This window comes from Alkalinema sp. FACHB-956, assembly GCF_014697025.1.
Classification (GTDB): Bacteria; Cyanobacteriota; Cyanobacteriia; order Leptolyngbyales; family Leptolyngbyaceae; genus Alkalinema.
The window spans coordinates 285,761-306,931 of sequence record NZ_JACJRC010000003.1 but is presented as its reverse complement, the minus strand read 5'-3'; the positions used below and the strand labels follow the sequence as shown (position 1 = coordinate 306,931).

Here is a 21,171-nt window from a genome sequence, read left to right as displayed (position 1 = left end):
CATTAATTTCGCCACTCATTGGGGTCTGCAAAAACCGGATCGACTTCATCACAGAAAATGTAATTGTAGTCAAAGGCTAGCCAGTTGGGATGACGCACGATCGCAAACCCAAACTGGGTCGTCACTTCCGCCGTAAAGGTTGCCATGGCCAGTTCCAGCAACTTCTTCTCAGAGATCGTTGGTCGCTGAACGAAATAATCGCGACGTGCAAAAAATAAGTTCTGATCCTTGGGGACAATCACTTGATTGAGCCGATGGGCATATTGAATCGGTTTAATGTACTGGTTAAAGAAATCTTCTTGGTTGTGTTGTAGTCGGTAGAGTTTTTCATGCTGTAACCAACTCATGGAAAACAGCATTTTAATCACTTCAAATCCCAAAATATAATTCAGAATATTGTCTTTATCTTCGCTACTGATGACCAGCTTAAGCGCTGATTCTAGAAAAATATCGGGTTGGCGTCTTAAGTCCTGTGACGAGTGGATATAAAACTGGCGAATGTAGTCCCGAACGGTATCTTCGCTTAAAACGGTATCTGCACTTAAAAGGGTTAACCGCTGAAATCGCTTGAGATGAAATTGAACCTTGCGTTTAATGTGGTGGCTTTCAATAATTTTAGTAATTAGACCATCTGCCGTATAGGTATCCAGAAATTCGGCCTGTGCTTGAGGTGAAGCTGCACAGAGCAAATGACATAACGATAGGACATAGCGACGATTTTCCCAGGATAGAGATTCCACCCAGGTTCGTGCAGGTATCGGTAACCGATTCAGAATGCTGATCAATTCTGATGTTGCGCTATCCACAATTCCCTTCCATCAGTTGCAACACAAGACGCTGCATAGGAGCATTCAACAACGCGAGAGCACAAAAATTTTGCCTCAAAAAAGGCGATGTTGGTATTGTGCCCATCTCCCCAGGAAGAAGTGCTCCAATTCGCCCCCAACTAATGATTTCTCAAGACACAAGCCCAATTCCGGACATCTACAGCAGAGACTTGTGGCAATCTACAAGGCACGATCGATCCGCTTAGCTATTGCCAGTCGTAGAGCTCTGGCACAGTTCAACTTATTGCAGATCCCCTTTTTGTACCCAACGGTATTGATAGGCAGTACCTTGAGCCCCCCAAACCTGTTTGCCTTGGGCGTCATAGCCCCGATCCCAGGTATCCATACCCGCTGAATGCAAAGTCACTTGATTCCGTATCCGAGTTGCCCCGCGAACATTTGTGGCACAGCCATCAACGGGGGTTGTCCCCACAAACTCGACCCGATCGAAGCCTGCCCGATCGCGCAAGTCCCCACGGGCGAACGATGCCGTCATCGGTTTGAGAAAAACCGCACAGATAGCCTCTCCCAGATCCGCGGATTGGATTTGCCGATCGGCTTTGGCTTTCTGGCAAAAGTTAATCCAGCGATCGATCTGCTGCGGTTTATAGGCTAGCGATCGAATCGTGCGGCTATAGGGACTGGGAGAAAGTTGGAGGAATCGTTGGCGATAGGGTTGATGGAGCGACTTGGAGAGAGCCTGTTCCTGGTAAAGGTAAATGGTATTGGGGGCCGATCGACCCGCCACCTGCATCGTACAGGTGGTCATGGTCACATCTACGGCCTTGGGATTGGCCTGGGATTGGGCAGTGGTACTCATGACCCCGGTTAGGTGGTAAGCGACGGCTTCAACTTGTTGCTGCACAGACAGTTGCTCAACTGACGGTGTAGGCGGTTTCACAGGCGACAGGGAATTTGCCCAACTAGCTGACGGTAAAAGACCTGGCAACAGACCGATTGCAACTATTTCACCCACTAAGCCCAGCCAACTGCTAGCAAAGCGGAGAGAAGTTATGCAATTGCTGCGGACATCATTGGTCAAGTAGCTAGGCATGATGTAAATCCCTGGCAAGATACCAACACCTGACAACACCATCTACAACATTAAATTTGCACGGGGGTTGAAACTTTCGATCTGCCGCAATTTTTCGTACAAATCCCGCTCTGGGTCAGTCAGTTCCTTCGGTGTCACGATTTGGAGTTCGATAATTTGATCGCCCCGATCGCCTTCGCCATCGGGATAACCTTTTTTAGCTAGGCGTAGCCGTTGACCATGGCGGACACCGGGAGGCAGGTTGACCTTAACCAACCCATCTAAGGTGGGTACCTCAATTTCACCCCCCAGCACCGCTTCGGCAGGCGTCACCGGAAATTGGCAATTTACATTCACACCATTGAGTTGATAGAACTTGTGGGGGGCAACTTCGATGCGCAGGTAGAGATCCCCACCATTCACCCCCTGGCCTTTGAGCCGCACCCGCTGCCCCGTTACCATTCCAGTGGGCATATTCACCTCCAGCGATCGGCCATCTTCTAGGCGAATTCGCTCTTTGCCGCCACTGTAGGCTTTTTCCAACGGTACCGTTAACTGAGCTTCGGCATCGCGGCGGGGCCGGAGGGAGGGAGGCTCTGCGGTTGCGGTTGCGCGACGGGGCTCTTCCACTTCTCGGCGAGGGGGCGGGTCTGCAAAGGTTTGTTGTTCAAAGCGATTTTGGGATGGCTCAGTCCCGATCGTTCCCCGATTGCCAGAATAGTCGTAGCCACCTGCCGGTCGTTGGCGATTGGGATCGCGGCTTGGCTTGCCGCCCCGGCTGGCACTCTCGCGGGTATTTAACAGCTGATCGATAAAGCTATTAAAGTCATTAAAGGCGGAGAAATCGACCTCGGGTTCTTCCGGACGAGGACTGGCATCCCGTCGGAAAAAGTCCCCAAACCCCTTGGAGGTTCCCGCAAAGCCCCGCTGTTTCCAGAAATTGCCGAACTTGTCGTACTGGGCCCGCCGTTCCGGATCGGACAGAACTTCGTAGGCTTCGTTGACGGACTTGAACTTTTCCTCCGCTGCCCGATCGCCCGGATTTAAATCAGGGTGATACTGCCGCGCCAACCGTCGATAGGCACGCTTGATTTCATCCCCTTCGGCATCACGGGACACACCCAAAATTTCGTAATAGTTGCGGAAGTTTTGCATAAACGGTGGTTGTCAGGGGCAGACCCAAGGCAAAGGGCTTCAAGAAGAACCTAGAGCAGGTTGATGCAAGCGAGGCAAAGCATTTGCAGGTGCAGCATTACAGGATTTCAACGATCTTGAGTCGTGAAGGATAGAGACAGCCATGGGGCTTACATCCAATCATCTTCTTCATCCCAATTGTCATACTCGTAACTGGGTTTTTCAGGACGCCGTCGGGAATTGGCCGATCGGCGGCGATCGTCGTAAGCATCATCATTGCGGCGTGGCGAAGCATCATAGTAACCCGTTTCCTGATCGGGATATCCGTCACGGGAACGATCCCGATCGGACAGATCACGATAGCCGCGATCTGGGTTGCGATCGGGATTGCGACCCGGATCACGATCTAGGTTACGCTCTAGGTTGCGATTGTCATAGCCGCGATCGGAATAGCTTGGATTATCGTAATTATCGTAATCTCGGCTGTTGTAATCTCGGTTGTTGTAATCCCGGTTATCAGAGCCTTGATAGGTATTTCGATTGGAGGCATCCCGACCATAGGCATCCCGGTTATAGCCATCTCGGCTGTCCCGGCTATCCCGACTGTCCCGGCCATAGCTGTCTCGACTGTCCCGATCGCGTCGATCGCGGCTATCCACGTCCCCCCGATTGCCATAGCTGCTTGAGCTGGATCCGCCTGCGCCTGTGCTACTTGAACCAGTGCCGTAACTGCTAGCGGAACCGTAGCTATCAGTCGATCGATTGCGTCCGCCGCCAGTCCACTCATCAAAGGACGGGTTGCGGCTATAGGGGAGCGATCGCGGCGGTTCATTATACCCGCCACCATAATTGCCCCCGCCATAGTTATAGGAGCCTCGATTGTAATCGTAGGGATCGCGGCGATTGTAATCGTTGTAATAGTCGTCGTCCTCGTCCAGGAAGAAGTCCTTCACTGCCTTGAAGAAACCACCCTCCTGTTCCTGCTCTTGGTTGAGGTCATAAACCTCCGATCGCAGGTCATACAGCACATCTCGCAGATCTGCTTCGGTGATGTCAATTAGGCGATCGTCTCCATCTTTCAGGGCTTGGCGCAGCTTTTGTACCAGTGGCTCAATCCGATTGCGGTAGGGCGAAACAAAATTCATACCGAAGTCCAAGGTGGCTTCCCGCAGTTGCCGTTCTGCCTTCAAGGCCAGTTCCTCAGCCCGGTTGCGCTTCTCTACCTTTTCCTTGCGCAGGCGATCGGTATCGGCATATAGTTCCGCATCCCGCAGCATCATTTGCACTTCGTCCTCGCCCAGGGTGGAGGCTCCTTGAATCGTGATACTTTGCTCACGACCCGTCGTGCGATCCATAGCAGTCACTTGCAGAATCCCGTTGGCATCAATATCAAAGGACACCTGCACCTGGGGAATGCCTCGGGGAGCCGGGGGAATGCCCATGAGTTTGAAGCGACCGAGGGATTTGTTGCCGTTGGCCATTTCCCGTTCGCCTTGAACCACGTTGATTTCCACGGAGGTCTGATTATCTTCCGATGTGGAGAAAATGTCTGTCCGCCGTACCGGAATGGTCGTGTTGCGGGGGATCAGCTTTTTCATCACGCCGCCCACAGTTTCCAGCCCGATCGACACGGGGGTCACATCCAGCAGCAGAATATCCTTGAGTTCGCCCGCTAGGACGCCAGCCTGAATCGCCGCCCCGATCGCCACAACTTCATCGGGATTAACGTTTTGATTGGGTTCCCGACCCAAAATATTCCGCACAATATCCTGCACCATGGGCATCCGAGTTCCGCCACCCACGAGCACCACTTCGTCAATGTCCATCGGCCCCAGTCCCGCATCCCGCAGCGCCTGCTTCACGGGCATCCGGATCCGACTCAGTAGATCATTACACAGTCCTTCAAACTGCGATCGGGTGAGGCGGGTTTCGATGTGCTTGGGGCCATCGGCGGTGGCGGTGATAAAGGGTAGATTAATGTCGGTAACGTTGACACCGGAGAGTTCGATCTTGGCCTTTTCCGCCGCTTCCGTCAGCCGTTGTAGGGATTGCCGATCCTTGCGCAGGTCAATGCCTTCCGCTTCCAGAAATTCATCGGCCAGCCAATTCACGATCGCCATATCAAAGTCGCCGCCGCCCAGTTGGGTATCGCCACTGGTCGATCGCACTTCAAAGACGCCATCGCCCACTTCCAACACCGACACGTCAAACGTACCGCCCCCGAGGTCAAAGACCAGCACCAGTTCATTCTGGCGACGATCGAGGCCGTAGGCCAAGGAGGCAGCGGTGGGTTCATTCAAAATCCGTTTGACTTCCAATCCGGCAATCCGGCCCGCATCACGGGTGGCCTGCCGCTGGGAGTCGTTGAAGTACGCCGGGACGGTGATGACCGCGCCTGTCACAGGTTCGCCCAGGTAGCGGCTAGCTTCTTCGGCCAACTTCCGCAGCACCATAGCGGAAATTTCCTCCGGCGCAAAATCTTTATCTAAGCGGGGACAGTTGACGCGGACATTGCCGCGATCGTCCCGCCGCACAGTGTAGGGAACTTGCTTGGATTGTGGCGTCAGTTCGCTGTACTTGCGTCCGACAAAGCGTTTGATCCCGTAGAAGGTATTTTGCGGATCCAGAACCGCTTGACGGCGAGCCATCTGACCGACCAGCCGTTCGCCATCCTTGCTGATGCCTACTACGGAAGGAGTCGTGCGCATGCCTTCGACGTTAGCGATGACGACGGGTTTCCCGCCTTCCATCACGGCGACGACGGAATTAGTAGTGCCTAGGTCGATTCCAACGACTCTTGCCATGCGTGCGATGCTCCTCGCGGCGTATCAGTATTGAACGATTGAAAACAGACAATTGAGAACTTTAGCTGGATTTATTGTATCTTGCCACTACTTGAATCATGTGGCTACGCATGATGCGGCATCCGGTGATCGAAGCAGATCCGGCTCCAGGGCATCCCAGGACTGACGAAATCGGACGATCGGCGGACAATCTCAGGCAGGGATTTGCAACAATGCTCCTTGCTTCTCTTACCCGGCCAGTCTCTTCGCATCAGGATAGCTTACCTAGACTCACTAACACGGGGGCGCATCCCGTAGTGGCGATAATTCAGATAATCCCGCAGAACCAGATCGTGATCGAAGCAGAGGTTCTTGGGAATTTGATGGACTGGGACGATCGCAGAATTTTTGGCGTCATCTCCGGCTTTGGGTTCCCCGGTGGCGGTTGCAATGTAAACCAAGGTGACGACATGTTGCCGTTGATCGCGGCTGGGATCGGAATAAAAACCCAGCAAGTCCACCAGTTCGACTGCAAGACCGACTTCCTCCATGGCTTCCCGCCGAGCAGTGGTTTCTGCAGATTCGCCGTAGTCCATAAAACCACCGGGAATTGCCCAACCCAGGGGTTCATAATGCCGCTCGATCAAAATAATGGGACGATCGGGACGATCGATCAGTTCAATGATGATATCAACAGCGGGATAGGGCGTTTTGAGGTTCACAGGCGCAGTCTCAGTGAGGAATCTTTTCTAGGGTACAGGAGCGATCGGGCTTTGATGCGACAAAGCGCTACAAAGCGATGAGATTTCAGATCACGGGGCTAGACCGTCTAGGCAACCATGAAAAACGGGGGATAGCCGTTAGTATCCCCCGCCATTGCAACAGAATTCTTGAGAGATTCTGATTGAGATCTCCACAAAAGACTAGCCTGCGCGACTCTAGCCCATGCGACTAACCCATGCGACTAATAATTCGTTGGACGATATCCATCCCGGTCACCGCTTGCCATGCAAATAAGCCCACCAGCGCAGTATTCAAGGTGATGTGAAACACTCTGGCCCATTCTGCGCCCTTCTGCATGTAGGGAACCAAGGCTGCGGAGGTGGCGATCAACCCAGTCATCCCCAGCCCCGCAATCAAGTGTGGCCCTACAAAGAGTTTGCCGTTGTTGATATAGGTGACTGCCATGCCACCGATCGTGCCGAGAACCATGAGGGCCAGCAGAATGGAACCGGCTTGATGGTGCTTAATGTTGAATTTGCCTTTGAGCAGTTCTTTTTTGAGGTCGCCGTCTGCGCTGCGGGCACGTCGCCACTGGAGACCCGTGTAGAGAGCGTACCCGGTCAGGGCAAGGAGCACCCACATCAGTAGGGGATGCCCAAACTGGCTGTAGGTTTTGAGGGATTCTGGCAATTCCATGGTGTTCTCTCGATGGCTTAGGGATCGTAATAAAACTTAGCATAATGGATCCCTAGGCGATTGTGTCACTGTTCTTGGTGGGTTTTCTAAAAGGAATGGTTTTCTTGGTTAGTCCTTGGCTGAGGTGGACATCTCTGATGGCTGTCCACGGTTGCTTTGATCCGATCGAGATTGTGATCTTGATAAAATCCAAAATATGACAAACCGTATGTAAGGAAGTTAGTAATGAGATCGATGACAGTTTTAGGAGAGTCGCCAGTAGTCTCTGTAGTACAGGCTTGTTGTAATCAGTTACCGGAATACTATCGTGATCGTTTGCAATTGGTTGTGTTGTATGGATTGGCAGCAAGAGAGGAGATGCCCCCAGAGCGTGATATCGATGGATTGGTCGTGTTAACGAAACGGTTAGTTCGTTTCACGGAGTTATAGGCGATCGTTGAGTTACTGTATCCAATTCAGTTGGATGTAAGTTGTTGAATTTATGCAAAACCTGCGGAGGTGGAGGAGTTTGCGACGGAGATGGTTCCGCTTTATCGAAATGCGTTGCGCGAAGGAGGGGGGGTGGACAGTGCGAAGTTCTTTAGTTGATGAGCCAACAACGTGCCTAGGATACGCCCTAAGTAGCTCATTGGGCTCTGTTTTTGGATCTGTTTTATGACTACAATCGATTTGGATGTCTTTGTATTGGACGATTGGCGCTCATGATTTGGCGCGATCGCTCACCTTGCCTATGGATACCAACGAACTTCTAAAAGCTATTCTGGATGAACTGCGATCGCAGCGGCAACCGTTGGGATTCAGCCATCCACCCAAACCTCGCTACATCTACGCCAATCGCAAATATAACGATTGCCTCTGGTATTTCTGGAATGGCGCAAAAAACCAGCACGAACCGATCGAATACCACGCCCTCACCGGAATTATTGAAAAACTAGAACTTGAAGAAAAAGAATTTCGCGGCAAATCTGACTCGAAAGTCAATCTCTTTATCCGCGCCGATCGCATGTATATCATTCAATCTGGCTGGGACACTGTGTTCGCTAAAGGATTGCTCTACACATTATCAAAACTCCCGATCGACGCATTTACCAAACCGATTACGATTTCTGTCGAAGCCGGTGAAACCGAACAAGTTCTCTTTTGCCGCATTTATAACCCCGCCACCGGCAGTTCCGTCTATGCCCCCTATGGCGAAGAGGTCGATTGGGAAGCCGTCACCCAGCGCGCGATCGACAAAATCAGCACAGCTCATCACTCCGTCTAGTGGGTCAAGCAAAACGGGCATCGGTAGGGTCTGGCTTCCTACCACAATGATTGATTGCGACGATTGGCTGGGTGATTGACTATAGCGATTTGGCGATTGACTGTAGCGATTTACTGTGGCGCTTTCGGCACCGGAGGACAGGTTTTATAGGTCGGTGACGCTTTGTCAAAATCACAGGCGTAGACCGTAGACTCCTGCCAACTGAGGGGAATTTCTAGCAAATCGCGAGTCCCGGTAATGCCCTGGGCAATAAATAAAATCATCGCCAGAGTGTTGGCTGCAATATGTAGCCTTCGCCAGGTTTGACTGCGATCGCGGTAGATTTCCGGCACGATCGCCAACGAGAATACCATCAACAGCGTCGCCGCCAACCCCGCATAAAAATGGGAAATCAACCACTCGTTATCCCGCCGAAAAATGCCCTCCTGCCAGCCCAGCACGACCAACCCGATCGCCGTTAACCCAGAAAATGTCCAGCGCCACAGCCGTTGATTTCCTGCTCTCAAAATCCCCCACAAAGCCCCCAGCGTCACCCCATAGGTCACCAGCACCAGTAACCCTTGCAGCGGCATTTGACTCAGGGTTTGCTGCTTGAGCCAGAACGCCACCATCGGTCGCCCACAGCCTAGTAGATAAATGCCAATCACCGCGATCGCTAGCCATTGCCCTGTTTGCACATGCTCTGGGCCTACGTTAGCGGGAATTTTTTTGCGATCGTCACTGGAACCCAACCGGCGCGATCGGGTCAGCACCGCGCGACTCACGACAATCCCCAACAACGGAAACACAACTGTGACCGCCAAAATTGGATGCAGCAAGCGCAACCAATCGACTAGATTCAACTCCATAATTGATTTTCCTCGGTAAACCCATGGGCGATCGGCCACCCTTAGACTCGGTTAGATCGGAATGGGCACGATCGGAATCGGCTCAATTGCAACCAGCCATCGCTTCAGACGATCGCCCTGAAACAAAACAGGGAGGTGTATCGAGCCTCCCTGTCCCTGTATATTACGAATGAAAAATCAAATTGGATGGCATTAAACCGTTAAGGTTTGTGGCTGAACTGGAGCACTGGTTACCGCTGGACTGGGAACGGCCTCCGCTAAAGCCTGTAGCATTTCCACCGTTGTGTCGAAGTTCACGCAGGCATCGGTAATACTTTGCCCATAGGTCATCTGGCTCAGGTCCTTAGGAATGGACTGGTTGCCTTCCACTAAATGGCTTTCAACCATGACGCCCATCAGGTATGGTGACCCGGCCTTGAGTTGTTCTGCCAGATTTTGCAGCACGATCGGTTGGTTGCGGTAATCCTTGCTGCTGTTGCCGTGGCTGCAATCCACCATCGATCGGGTCGCGAGTCCCTGCCGCCCCATTTCGATCGCCGCCTTGGCCAAGTCTTCGGCGCTGTAGTTGGGGCCATCCTTGCCGCCGCGTAGCACCAAGTGACAATCGGGGTTACCCGTCGTCGCCACAATGCTGGCCCGCCCTTCCGTATCAATGCCCAGGAAATGGTGGGGATGGCTGGCGGACAAAATCGCATTGATGGCAATGTGGAAGCCGCCATCGGTGCCGTTCTTGAAGCCCACCGGCATGGACAGGCCCGAGGACATTTCCCGGTGGGTTTGGCTTTCGGTAGTTCTTGCCCCGATCGCACTCCAGGAAATTAAATCCGCGATGTATTGAGGAATGATCGGATCGAGCAGTTCCGTGGCGCTGGGCATTCCCATATCTGCTAAATCCAGCATCAGCTTGCGGGCAAGGCGGAGCCCGGTGTTGATGTCGTAGCTGCCGTCCAAATGGGGATCGTTGATTAAGCCCTTCCAACCCGTTGTCGTGCGAGGCTTTTCAAAGTACACCCGCATGACAATTTCTAGCTTGTCTGCCAGGGCTTCCCGCAGTTTGAGTAGTTTCTCTCCGTACTCCAGGGCTGCCCCCACATCATGGATTGAGCAAGGCCCTACGATCACCAAGAGGCGATCGTCTTCCTTCCGTAGAATCTGCCGAATTCGATCGCGGGTATCAGCCACCAAAGCTGCCGCCGCTTCCGTAATGGGAAACTCAGCCTTCAGCTTGGCTGGAGTCATGAGTGCCCGTGTGTCAACAACGTGTAAATCGCTAGTCTTATGCATAGGGAGAGTCAACTTGCAGGAACTGGCAGGCTGCGATCGGCCAAATGCGCAATCCTAACAACCTACTCTGTTCGATCGAAATAATCCTTGGGTCTGCACCCACTCTAGCAGGCAAACTGGACGATAGGAAAGCCAAAAGAGTAAACCCAACCGAGAGGCCAATGGGGATCAGGAAAGACTCTGGATAAACTGGCCCGATCGACGTTCCAGAAGCGCTGGGTAGTGCGGTAGGAGAAACTCAACGTGCAGTCCTTGGCCCGGTTGGCTGGTGGCTTGAATCTGGCCGCCGTGGGCTAGGATAATCTGGCGACAGAGAAATAAACCCAGCCCCAAGCCGACCGATCGCTGGGCCCGATTGCCGCCCCGAGCGTAGCGCTCAAAGAGCGAATCACATTCCGTCTGGCTCATCCCCACCCCATCGTCCTGTACTGAAAATAGGACTCCGGCTTCGGTGGCGGTTGCACTGAGGCGAATGGTGAGGCCGGGGGCATTGTATTTCAGCGCATTGGAAATCAAATTGTCGAAGACGCGCTGGAGCTGGAGGCCATCGGCGATTACCTCAGGGACGGGTGCGGGTAAGTCGAGGATGAGGTATCCCTGTTGCGCTTGCACAAGGGCTTCTAACTCTTGGACGATGCTTTGCAAAAACCGATCGACCTGGAGGGGTTCCTGGCGCAGTTGCAGGCCATGGATTTCGCTAAAGTGGGCTTCAACTAATGTTTCCAGGAGTTTTAGCTGACGATTGCCCCCTTCTACCAGGCGATCGAGAACATTACGGGGCAGGACGAGCGGATCCTCACGGGATTGTAAGCGCCGCAGCACCATCAGCATTCCAGTCAGCGGGGTGCGCAGGTCATGGGAAACGGCGTGGAGAAAGTCATCCTTGAGTTGGCTAAGGATTTGCAGTTCTTGCAGGCTGTGGTTAAGTTGGGCGGTGCGTTCTTGGACTTGCTGTTCGAGGCCCTCGTTGAGGCGGAGGACGTGGTTGTAGAGGTCTTGCAGTTCTTGGGTTTGTTGTTCGATCTGTTGGGATTGGAGATAACTCTGAATGGCTTTGCGGACGGTGAGGGTCAGGTCTTCGCTATGCCAAGGCTTGAGGATGAAGCGGTAGAGTTGGGCGACTTCGATCGTGCGGCTGACGGCAGCGAGATCAGCTTGGCCGCTCAGCAAAATTTTGAGGGTTTGGGGGGATTGGGCATGGGCGAGGCGGAGGAGTTCATCGCCTTTGAGTCCCGGCATGATGTAGTCGGCAATCATGACGGCAATGGGATGTTGGGTACTTTGGAGATCTTCGAGTAGCTCGAGGGCTTCTGCGCCATCTTCGGCGGTTTCCACGAGGCATTGGGAACCGATCGATCGGCGTAACTCGATTTTGAGACTGTCCAAAACCGCTGGTTCGTCATCGATACAAATAACAACGGGTTTTTTCATAGGTAGAGGAGCCTCAGAACAGGCAAATCAATCTTCTAGGCCGGGTTGCCCCACCTACAATCTACCCACTATTCTGACACCTTGGATTATTAGGCTCTACCCATGGATGTTCTGTCATAAGTGTTCTGTCATAAGTGCTCTGTTGGAAGAATCTGCATGAATGGACAAACTGGTCGCTTTAGTGGGTGGTGGTAGCTATCTCTCTGCAGCTATGTCTGACTTCTGAATCTTGTAGAACCCGTAATTGAAGAGTGCCTAGCCACTTTTTTGTCCAGCTTTGAGGAGTCCTGAGACAATAAAGAACACATTCCCGGCACCATTTGGAGGGTTCATGATGGTAGATCCCCAGCCCCGATCGCGATTCCACCTCCTTCGATCAGCTTGGCACCAGATTAACCTGAATCGGTTGCAGCAAAAGATTCGTCCGCGCCAGATGGCGATCGTGGAAGCGGGGTTAATTGGGGTGATTTCTGGTCTGGCGGCAGTTTGCCTCAAACAAGGGGTGGGTTGGCTGGGGAGCGGGCGGCTACAAATGGCAACCCTGTATCCCGACTGGCTGATCTTGCCCGTAATTGGGGGAATTGGAGGATTTCTCGCAGGCTACACGATCGAACGCTTTGCCCCTGAAGCTGCTGGCAGTGGCATCCCCCAGGTCAAAGCCGCCTTGGGCTATATTCCCATCACCCTGAATACCCGAGTGGCCCTAGTCAAACTGGCTAGCACTCTGATTTCCCTCGGCTCGGGCTTGAGCCTCGGTCGCCAAGGCCCCACCGTGCAAATAGGAGCCGCGATCGCGGGACAACTGAGTCAATGGCTCCCCACCTCCCCCGATCACCGTCGGCAATTGCTGGCAGCGGGAGCCGCCGCTGGACTGGCTGCCGGATTCAACGCTCCGATCGCAGGGGTTTTATTTGTTATTGAAGAATTGCTGCAAGATGTTTCCGGACTGACCCTTGGGACGGCCATTTTAGCCTCTTTCATTGGGGCGGTGGTGTCCCGCGTCCTCGGGGGAGAGGAACTGCCCCTGACACCCAATTTAATGGATATCTATCCCTATTTTTCAGTTTCCACGATTCCGCTGTTAATTCTCCTAGGTGCGATCGCGGGGGTACTGGGCATTGGCTTAATTCGGGGGCTGCTCCTCGGCCTCCGCTTGAATCGTCGTCTTCGGTTAGGACTCCCGTGGCGCGTTGGTCTGGCGGGTTTGATATCCGGAGCCGTCATCGCCACCTTGCCCACCATTCTGCGCAATAACGCAAGTTTGCAATCTGTGTGGATTACCAGCGAATTGAGTTGGCAAATGCTGCTGCTGATTTTTATCGCAAAATTTGCACTCACCCTCATTGCCTTTAGCTCCGGCGCACCCGGCGGATTATTTGCTCCCTCCCTGGTGCTCGGATCTGCCTTGGGGTACCTCGTGAGCTACGGAGCCCTAGGACTCCAAAATACCCTGGGCATTCCCTTGGGGGTGGGCAGTGGAGTGAGTTATACCACCACCTTCGCCTTGGCAGGGATGGCAGCTTTTTTTAGTGCAGTGACCCGTGGCCCCATTACCGCGATCGTGATTGTCTTTGAAATGACCACAGATTTCGATCTGGTGTTGCCGTTGATGATTGCATCTGTGTCATCCTATCTAGTGGCAGAAGCGATTTCTAGCGGTTCTATTTATAAATATGTTTTGGCTTGGAATGGCATTCATCTCAAACCCCTCCAGCAAATGGAGTCCCGATTGGTGGGGCTGACAGCGGCAGATATTATGCAGCGGCGAGTGGAAACATTATCCAGTCAAATGTCCCTCACAGAAGCCACCCAAGCCTTTGCCCGATCGCACCATCGAGGCTTTCCCGTGGTGGATGAGGGCCAATTAGTAGGAATCGTAACGCAAACGGATTTAGCCAAAATCAATCAGCAAAAATTAGAGGAATCCCTGCCCTTAAGCACAATTATGACGGTACAGCCCGTGACGGTGCGGCCCCACGATCCCTTACCTCAAGTATTATTTTGGCTCGATCGCTATAAACTCAGTCGCTTACCTGTGGTCGATCGCTACAAACTGGTGGGCATCATTACCCGCGCGGATATTATTCGGGCAGAAACCGATCGCCTGAGCGGCAAAACCGAAGCCGTTGGCCCGCAACCAGAACCGTCTTACGTGGTCTACCAAACCCGCGATCCCGCTGTGGGTCAGGGGCGGTTACTCGTTCCTATCGCCAATCCCAAAACCGCAGGGCCTCTCCTCCAAATGGCAGCCGCGATCGCGAAAAGTCGCCGTTACGAGTTGGAATGTTTGCAGGTGATTCCCGTCAGTCGTCTCCGCTCTCCCGCAGAAACCGCGGTTTCCACGGCTACCAGCCGCCGGTTACTCAAGCAAACCAATCAACTACGCCGAGACTGGCAAATTCCCATTCACACCCAAATTCGCGTAACCCATGATGTATCCCAAGCGATCTTAGAAGTGATTCAGACTCAACACATTGACATGGTATTAATGGGTTGGAAAGGAGTTACTGATGCGCCCGATCGTATTTTTGGCAGTGTTGTTGATACGATTATTCGACAGGCTTCTTGCCGCGTTATCTTAGTGAAGTTTCCTCTGCAAAATTCACAATTCCAAGTTCCTGCCTTCGATCGTTGGCTCGTCCCCACTGCGGGGGGTGGAAATTCCCATGATGCAATTCAGCTTCTACCTTTTCTAGTCAAACTGTCTGAACAACCGGAAATTCGTCTGTGTTATGTATCTCGTCCCCAGCAAGCCATTGGGTCGTTCCCTAATCTAGATAAAGAGACCAGCTATCTGAAGAACCGAACCTCCGCAGTGGTGATTCCGGTGACAGTCTGTGCGGCTTCGGTGTCGGACGCAATTATTGATTTAGCCGACAAAAATCAATGCGATGTGATTATGCTAGGGGCAACAAGGGAAGGATTGCTACAGCAAGTGATGAGCGGCAATATTCCTGAAGAGATCGCTCGTCGATCGAACTGTACAGTGATTCTAGTCCGTAGCGTGGTTTGACACCATAGATAAAAACGCTTAAGTCAAGGTTAACAAAAGGCTAAATCTTGATTGTGTTATTTCCTACAGTAAAGATTGTTCCAGCATCAATTATGCGTAGTGTTTTCCGTAAAAACAACTAAGACTTTGTAGTTAAAGTATGCCAGCTTAGAGACATATCACTGTAGTATCACAATACTCTACACGATTCACGCAATTCTATGATTAATCGCACTCACCCCTATCGCACGATCGCGGGAATTTCTATCGTCAGTTTTCTAGGATTAGTCACTTTATTACGTTGTGTATCTGTTGTGCCAGCAGGACATGTTGGTGTTGTGGATACCTTCGGGCAAGTCTCTCCTAAAGTGCTACAACCGGGTCTCCATTTAAGAAATCCCTTGTCCAAGGTTGTTCATCTCTCGGTACAGACCCAGGAAATCAAAGAAACAACCCAAGCCCCCTCTAAGGAAGGACTGATGATGGAGGTTGATGTCAGTATTTTGTATCGTCTTGATCCCAATCAAGCGAGCCAGATCTATCAAACCGTGGGGATGAATTACCAAGAAGTGATTGTTCTCCCGCAGGTGCGATCGTTGATTCGCAATACCACTGCTCGCTACAACGCCCAGGAACTCTACACAACCCAGCGGCAAGCCTTAACGACACAGCTTCGTACTGACTTAAACGCCATTTTGACCAATCGTGGTATCACGATCGAAGATACGCCCCTGCGTAACGTGGCTTTGCCGGAGAATTTGCGTCAAAGTGTCGAAGCCAAGCTGCAAGCGGATCAGGAGAGTCAACGGATGCAATTTATTTTGACTAAGGAGAAGCAAGAAGCGGAACGAAAACGGATTGAAGCCCAAGGGCAAGCGGATGCTCAAAAAATTCTTTCCCAGGGTCTGAGTGAACCGGTGCTGAAGTTCCGTCAAATTGAGGCAATGCAACGCTTAGCAGACTCGAAAAACTCGAAGGTCGTTGTTTTAGGAGGTGATGGGAAAAATATTCTCCTGCAACCTTGATGATCGTTGAACGAATCATCTGGATCATCTTCGAATGACTTCTACTCGGTTAGCGATTCTGTTAGCGAGGCTGACACCGATCGCAGTGGCCACAGTGCCAATTCTCTGGTTGCGAAAACCCAAACGCAGCTAGTAAAAACTTCCAGCGACAATCCTTCGTTTTCAGATAAGCCGCAATTTCCGGTTTGCTTTGACTAGAGACCGATTTGAACGATCGCTGATCCGTCAACTGGTAATGAAAGGGATCGCGCCAGTGCAAACCCCCTGCTGCTTGCAAAATAGACAATGCCACATCTGCCTGGGGATATTGCTGGAATAAATCAGGCGCAGACCCCTCCGAGGGAATGTGTTTGAGCAGTCGCTTGGCTTGATCGGCCTGCTTCTCTAACTGTTGCTGGAAAAATTGCCAGCGTTGCCGATCGCTCCCATCTAGCCATCCCGTCGGCTCGCTCGCGAGCAATAGCGCCGTAGCAGTCTTGCCATCGCGGCCCGCCCGTCCCACCTCCTGGATATACTCACTCAGCAATAAGGGCGCATGGAAATGGGCCACCCACCGCACATTGGGCTTATTCACCCCCATGCCAAAGGCATTGGTACAGACCACAAACTGCAAGCGATCGGTCAACCAAGCCTGTTCAATTTTCCGTCGTTCCTGGGCCGCTAAACCTGCGTGGTACGCCGCTGTTGCATAGCCCGATCGCCGTAATTCCGCTGCTAGTTTTTCGCTATCCTGCCGAGTGCGTACATAAACCAAACCTGCGGCGGGGGATTGCTGCTGGATAAACTTCCATAATTGTTGCCGTCGTCCCCGAGGTGTTATGACCCATTGAATCTGTAAATTTAAATTCGATCGATAGGGATTCAGTTTAAAAACCACCGGATTCCGCAGGCGCAAAATCGTCTGAATCGTTGCTTGGGCCTCAGGATTCGCGGTTGCTGTAAAGGCTGCAACATTAATGGGAGTGGAGGCCGATTTGGCCGTTTGCAAAGCATCTCGCACCGCACCTAGGCGGAAATAGGCAGGCCGAAAGGTTTCACCCCACTGCGCTACACAATGGGCCTCATCCAGCACTAGCGAGCTAATGGGCAAATCTGGATGGTTCAACCGTTCCCACACCGGTGGACTCAGCAAAGTTTCCGGCGATAAATAAAGCAACTTGAGCGATCGCCGCTCCAAATCCAACAAAACCTGACGGCGTTGTTCTCGGCTCAGTTGACTATGCAGTAACCCTGCGGGCACTTTCTGATCCTGCAATTCCTGAACCTGATTCTCCATCAACGCAACCAGTGGCGAAACCACCAAGGTCAAACCGGGGCGCAGCAGAGCCGGAATCTGGAAACACAAGGACTTGCCGCCCCCCGTTGGCATCAAAATCAAGGCATCCTGTCCCTGTACCAGCGATCGAACAATCTCTTCCTGGGGCTCGCGAAACCGATCGTAGCCCCAAATGGCTTTGAGGACAGCGTGGGGATTGGTGGTACAAGGTTGGAACTGCATCGCTTGTTGAAGGAAGCCCATTGGAGAATTGCCTAGCGCATCCCGCAGGATACTATCCGCTAGCATTCCCAGAGTTAACCCAAAATCTCTCTGCAGGCGTTGTCTAAGAATCATCAATTACTGAGGCGATGGACTAAAATCCCCGCCCAATCAACGTAAAGGCCGCCCAATGATACGGGGCTGGATACTTTTGCTTCGTTTCTAGCATGGCGCGCCGCAGCGCTTGGGCTTTATAGTTCAAATTTGTGGCGGTTCCAGGCGCAGGTTGCAACGATTGCAAATTACGATAAAACGATCGCATCAAATCGGAGGTGGAGTTATCAGACACAGCCCATAGCGAAACAACGACACTGGGAACCCCGGCTGCAATCAGCGATCGGGATAGCCCCACCACGCCATCCCCCGTAATGCGTCCACGCCCCGTATCACAGGCACTCAACACCACCAAATCCGCTGAGAGCGAAAAGTTTTCATTCAACATTTCATCCGTCGTCAACAGTCCATCATTGACCTGCTGCGGTTGATCCGGCGCTAAGGCGATGGCTCCTGGAAATTCCCGTTGGTAGAAATCGTCGAGTAACCCATGGGTCGCAAAGTGGATGATGGACGCCTTGGGCAAGCGTTTTAAGACCTCGGACTTGCGGGCTTGGGCTCCAATTAACGGCTGGGTATTCAGGACTTGCGCGATCGCCTTGGCTTCGGCTTCGGCCCCTGGTAGTGCATCCAACACTTCGGTTGTTCCGTCTGCAACTTGAATTTTCGGCATCGCTGGATTCCCGACGACGATCGCATTTGTCGTTGATGGGGCTGATTTTTTCAATGCGAGGGTCAGGTCTAGAGCTTGAATCGACGGTGCAGTGAGTAAGGTATGTTGTTCAATCAGCGATCGATTTTGTTCATCCTGGAGGGCCGCGAAGGGAATGGTAAATAGAAAACCTTGGGGGATGATAATGACAGATGCGTTTTCATCTTCTGGCAACTGTGCTTGAATCGGTTTAATCAATATCTGATGGAGCGCTTTTAAAACATCTTCAGAATCCCGTTCGGGGGGAGTGACTGCAACGACTTTGATGCCGCTACGTCCCCGTGCACCTAGTAATTGACGACTGCCTAGAACTAAATCATTCAACTTCAGTTTCTCGTTTTGCCAGAGCGGACGGATATCCGATTGGCGGAATGTGACCATGCCTTCTGGAGAAACAACCCAAATATAAACATAGGCATCCCCATATTCAGGCTTGGGGCCATCATTTAAATCATCGGAAATCAGTGAATAGAACACCAAGGTTGCATTGAGGGCCTTTGCCGTTTGCTTCATTCTCTCGATCGTGGGGGGCGCAATTTCCGGTGCATTTTTCCCTTGGTGCTTCCGTGCGACTAATTCAATCAGTGCCCTAGCCCTGCCACGCTCTGCTGTTTCTAGTGCCATTTCTGGACGCTGATCAGCGACTAAAACCTGTTGTAATAGCCGATAACTAATGCGTTGACGTTCAAAGAGCGAGATTTTATAGCGATCGCTACTTCTGTAATCCGTTCGGTTTAGCTCTGCCCGTTGGATTTCCCAAATGGCAATACTATCTTGTAATGCTTTTTCAGCAGCAGAATATTGTTTTAACCGAAAAAGCGTATGGCCTAAGTTAGTCAGGGCAACCCCCTGCTCCCGTAAGTCTCCAGTTTTGACGGCAATTTCAACACTTTTTTGGAACAGCGGTGCAGCCTGTTGATAGTTGCGATCGTCAAAGTAATTGGTAGCTAAATTGCCCCGTGCTTTGCCAGCTAGTCCAATGTGGTTAATTTTCTCAGCCAATGCCAAGGCTTGCTGAAAGTAAGGAGTACTTTTTGCTAAATCAATCTGGCGATAGGCTAATCCCAGATCTAAAAGGGTGGTGGCTTCTTCGATCGGATTTTTTAATTCCCGTGCAATCTTGAGGCATTCTTCTGCATACTGGATTGCTTTTTCATAATCTTGTACTGCTCTATAAATGATACCAATGCTCCCTAAATTGAACCCTTCAATTTGACGATCGCCCAGTTTCCGCGCAAGTTCTAGTGATTTGAAATGATGATCCAAAGCCAGACGATATTGCCCTAACCCATAGTAGATGGTTCCAATATTATTCAGCTCTGCGGCTTCAATGCTTTGATCACCCAGTGTTTTCGCGAGTTCACGACTTCCTTGCATGTACTCGATCGCCTTGAGATGCTCGCCTAAGCGGGAATATAAGACCCCCAACTGACTCATTAAATTCTGCTCCTGAGCCAAGTTTTTCTGTTTTTTGGCTTCCTGTAATCCAGTTTCAAATAGTGTTAACGCCTTCTGGGGATTTCCCGTATTGAGATAGAAAATTCCGAGATTCGTCAATGCATTCACTCTGATAGCGCTGTTGCCAATTTCTTCAGCAAGTGCAAGCCCTTGGTTTAGTTGGTCGATCGCAATTGTATTCTGTCCTAATTCATGGTTAGCTGATCCCAGTTGTACCAGTATCCTCGCCTCATCGACCCGTGATTTCAAACTACGATGCAGACCCAAGGCAGGCTGTAAATATTCCACTGCCTTAGCGGGTTGTCCCGCTTCGTTAAACGTGATTCCAAGGCTGGTTAAAATGTCCGCTTCCCCTTGAATATCCTTTTGTTGGCGCGCCAGTTGCAAACTCTTCTGAAAAGCGGCGATCGCCTGTTTGCGCTGTCCCATGGCATTGTACGATCGGCCCAAGCCATTCCAAGCAAACCCTTGCCACTTGAAGTCCTTGAGGGCAACAAAAACATCCAAACTGCGCTGGTAGTAGGCGATCGCTTCTGAATAATTCCGTTGTTGTTCGTAGAGTCTACCAAGGCTCCGGAGGATCACTCCTACCCCAAACCGATCCTGAGCCTGCTGCTTAAATTTCACACTTTTTTGCAATGCTGGAATCGCCTGTTCCAGTTGCCCTGCATCGCGGTAGGCAAACCCCAAGGCAGCCCAGAGGCGACCTAATTCCTCCGGATTCCCATCTGGCTCAATTAGCAATTTGGCGCGATCGTAATAGGCGAGTGCTGCGGGATAGTCCTTCAAATCCTTCAGGGCATTGCCTAAAGAAAACAGGGCTAGCTTTTGCAGGGCACGATCGTTTGCCGTTTGGGCCTGCTGCAAAACCTGTTGCCAGATCACGATCGCGTCTTTAAATTTTCCTTCTGCTTGGAGTTTATTGGCCTGCTGGACTAACGAATTTTCCGGTTGACTGGGCTGGGGATTGGCGGGATCTGCGGCGAAACTTCCTAGGGTTGATCCAGGCATATGGGGACTGCCAATGGCGGATAACGGAATCACCACAGCACTGAGGCTAGCCGCGATCCGTTGCAGCCGTTGTAGCCGTTGCAGCCGTTTGGGGACAGCGTTCATCGGGGAGTCAACCATGAAATCCTCTCGTTCTAGGATGGAGCGTACCGAGATACTTCTTACTTCTATTAATCTTCGCAGTTTCCCGATCGAACCCACTCCTACAGGTAGGCTGCTGGAATAACGATCGGATGGATCAGGGCCAATGAGCGTGAACCTAGGGAATGAGCGTGAACCTAGCTTTGGCTAGACCTCACCGAGGCAAAATGGGTTTTCTGCAACATGGGTTTTCTGCAACATGGGTGGGGTATGACACA

General features: G+C 51.8%; 14 protein-coding genes. 3 read left to right on the top strand and 11 right to left on the bottom strand.

Annotated elements, in window-relative coordinates:
- Window positions 1-2: 2 nt before the first annotated feature.
- The 6 genes from H6G21_RS06430 to H6G21_RS06405 all read right to left on the bottom strand — a co-directional run bounded on the left by H6G21_RS06430 (window position 3) and on the right by H6G21_RS06405 (window position 7,196).
- Window positions 3-806, bottom strand: coding sequence for a cobyrinic acid a,c-diamide synthase (locus H6G21_RS06430; RefSeq protein ID WP_347277987.1), 804 nt, complete (start codon window positions 804-806; stop codon window positions 3-5).
- 262 nt (window positions 807-1,068) lie between these two features.
- On the bottom strand, window positions 1,069-1,881 hold the full coding sequence (locus tag H6G21_RS06425) for a chromophore lyase CpcT/CpeT (protein ID WP_190571712.1): 813 nt from the start codon (window positions 1,879-1,881) through the stop codon (window positions 1,069-1,071).
- A 42-nt stretch (window positions 1,882-1,923) separates the two neighbouring features.
- Window positions 1,924-3,015 (bottom strand): J domain-containing protein, encoded by a 1,092-nt coding sequence (locus tag H6G21_RS06420; RefSeq protein WP_190571710.1) that lies wholly within the window; start codon window positions 3,013-3,015, stop codon window positions 1,924-1,926.
- Between the two features lie 149 nt (window positions 3,016-3,164).
- Entirely contained in the window at window positions 3,165-5,798 is a 2,634-nt protein-coding gene (gene dnaK / locus H6G21_RS06415) for a molecular chaperone DnaK (RefSeq protein WP_190571708.1), read from the bottom strand.
- Between the two features lie 260 nt (window positions 5,799-6,058).
- Window positions 6,059-6,499: an NUDIX domain-containing protein gene (locus tag H6G21_RS06410; protein ID WP_190571699.1), complete on the bottom strand. Its 441-nt coding sequence runs from the start codon at window positions 6,497-6,499 to the stop codon at window positions 6,059-6,061.
- Window positions 6,500-6,728: 229 nt separating this feature from the next.
- The gene (locus tag H6G21_RS06405; protein WP_190571697.1) at window positions 6,729-7,196 is read right to left on the bottom strand and encodes a DUF4079 domain-containing protein; all 468 of its coding nucleotides are present in this window, start codon (window positions 7,194-7,196) and stop codon (window positions 6,729-6,731) included.
- Window positions 7,197-7,869: 673 nt separating this feature from the next.
- On the opposite strand from H6G21_RS06405, the gene H6G21_RS06400 reads away from it, so the two are divergent.
- Complete coding sequence (locus H6G21_RS06400) at window positions 7,870-8,460, top strand: hypothetical protein (RefSeq protein WP_242041684.1); 591 nt, start codon at window positions 7,870-7,872, stop codon at window positions 8,458-8,460.
- Window positions 8,461-8,570: 110 nt separating this feature from the next.
- Here H6G21_RS06400 and H6G21_RS06395 read toward each other — a convergent pair whose 3' ends face one another.
- The 3 genes from H6G21_RS06395 to H6G21_RS06385 form a co-directional block, all read right to left on the bottom strand.
- Entirely contained in the window at window positions 8,571-9,308 is a 738-nt protein-coding gene (locus H6G21_RS06395; protein ID WP_190571695.1) for a DUF4079 domain-containing protein, read from the bottom strand.
- Between the two features lie 192 nt (window positions 9,309-9,500).
- Window positions 9,501-10,592: a 3-deoxy-7-phosphoheptulonate synthase gene (locus H6G21_RS06390; RefSeq protein ID WP_190571693.1), complete on the bottom strand. Its 1,092-nt coding sequence runs from the start codon at window positions 10,590-10,592 to the stop codon at window positions 9,501-9,503.
- A 168-nt stretch (window positions 10,593-10,760) separates the two neighbouring features.
- Window positions 10,761-12,023, bottom strand: a complete 1,263-nt coding sequence (locus tag H6G21_RS06385; protein ID WP_190571691.1) for a hybrid sensor histidine kinase/response regulator — start codon at window positions 12,021-12,023, stop codon at window positions 10,761-10,763.
- A gap of 331 nt (window positions 12,024-12,354) precedes the next feature.
- Here H6G21_RS06385 and H6G21_RS06380 point away from each other — a divergent pair, with 331 nt between their 5' ends.
- Both H6G21_RS06380 and H6G21_RS06375 read left to right on the top strand, forming a co-directional pair.
- Entirely contained in the window at window positions 12,355-15,036 is a 2,682-nt protein-coding gene (locus tag H6G21_RS06380) for a chloride channel protein (RefSeq protein ID WP_242041683.1), read from the top strand.
- 200 nt (window positions 15,037-15,236) lie between these two features.
- Window positions 15,237-16,040 (top strand): prohibitin family protein, encoded by an 804-nt coding sequence (locus H6G21_RS06375; protein ID WP_190571689.1) that lies wholly within the window; start codon window positions 15,237-15,239, stop codon window positions 16,038-16,040.
- 61 nt (window positions 16,041-16,101) lie between these two features.
- On the opposite strand, the gene H6G21_RS06370 is transcribed toward H6G21_RS06375, so the two are convergent.
- Both H6G21_RS06370 and H6G21_RS06365 read right to left on the bottom strand, forming a co-directional pair.
- Window positions 16,102-17,538 carry an ATP-dependent DNA helicase RecQ gene (locus H6G21_RS06370; protein WP_190572010.1) on the bottom strand — a complete coding sequence of 479 codons (1,437 nt, stop codon included), beginning with the start codon at window positions 17,536-17,538 and terminating at the stop codon, window positions 16,102-16,104.
- A 133-nt stretch (window positions 17,539-17,671) separates the two neighbouring features.
- Window positions 17,672-20,932 (bottom strand): CHAT domain-containing protein, encoded by a 3,261-nt coding sequence (locus H6G21_RS06365; protein ID WP_190571687.1) that lies wholly within the window; start codon window positions 20,930-20,932, stop codon window positions 17,672-17,674.
- Window positions 20,933-21,171: the final 239 nt, after the last annotated feature.

Bases quoted from the DNA above. Each gene is read 5' to 3' on its own strand.
- H6G21_RS06425 (WP_190571712.1), bottom strand. From the start codon at position 1,881: ATGCCTAGCTACTTGACCAATGATGTCCGCAGCAATTGCATAACTTCT.
- H6G21_RS06420 (WP_190571710.1), bottom strand. From the start codon at position 3,015: ATGCAAAACTTCCGCAACTATTACGAAATTTTGGGTGTGTCCCGTGAT.
- dnaK (WP_190571708.1), bottom strand. From the start codon at position 5,798: ATGGCAAGAGTCGTTGGAATCGACCTAGGCACTACTAATTCCGTCGTC.
- H6G21_RS06405 (WP_190571697.1), bottom strand. From the start codon at position 7,196: ATGGAATTGCCAGAATCCCTCAAAACCTACAGCCAGTTTGGGCATCCC.
- H6G21_RS06400 (WP_242041684.1), top strand. From the start codon at position 7,870: ATGTCTTTGTATTGGACGATTGGCGCTCATGATTTGGCGCGATCGCTC.
- H6G21_RS06395 (WP_190571695.1), bottom strand. From the start codon at position 9,308: ATGGAGTTGAATCTAGTCGATTGGTTGCGCTTGCTGCATCCAATTTTG.
- H6G21_RS06390 (WP_190571693.1), bottom strand. From the start codon at position 10,592: ATGCATAAGACTAGCGATTTACACGTTGTTGACACACGGGCACTCATG.
- H6G21_RS06385 (WP_190571691.1), bottom strand. From the start codon at position 12,023: ATGAAAAAACCCGTTGTTATTTGTATCGATGACGAACCAGCGGTTTTG.
- H6G21_RS06380 (WP_242041683.1), top strand. From the start codon at position 12,355: ATGATGGTAGATCCCCAGCCCCGATCGCGATTCCACCTCCTTCGATCA.
- H6G21_RS06375 (WP_190571689.1), top strand. From the start codon at position 15,237: ATGATTAATCGCACTCACCCCTATCGCACGATCGCGGGAATTTCTATC.
- H6G21_RS06370 (WP_190572010.1), bottom strand. From the start codon at position 17,538: ATGCAGTTCCAACCTTGTACCACCAATCCCCACGCTGTCCTCAAAGCC.
- H6G21_RS06365 (WP_190571687.1), bottom strand. From the start codon at position 20,932: ATGGTTGACTCCCCGATGAACGCTGTCCCCAAACGGCTGCAACGGCTA.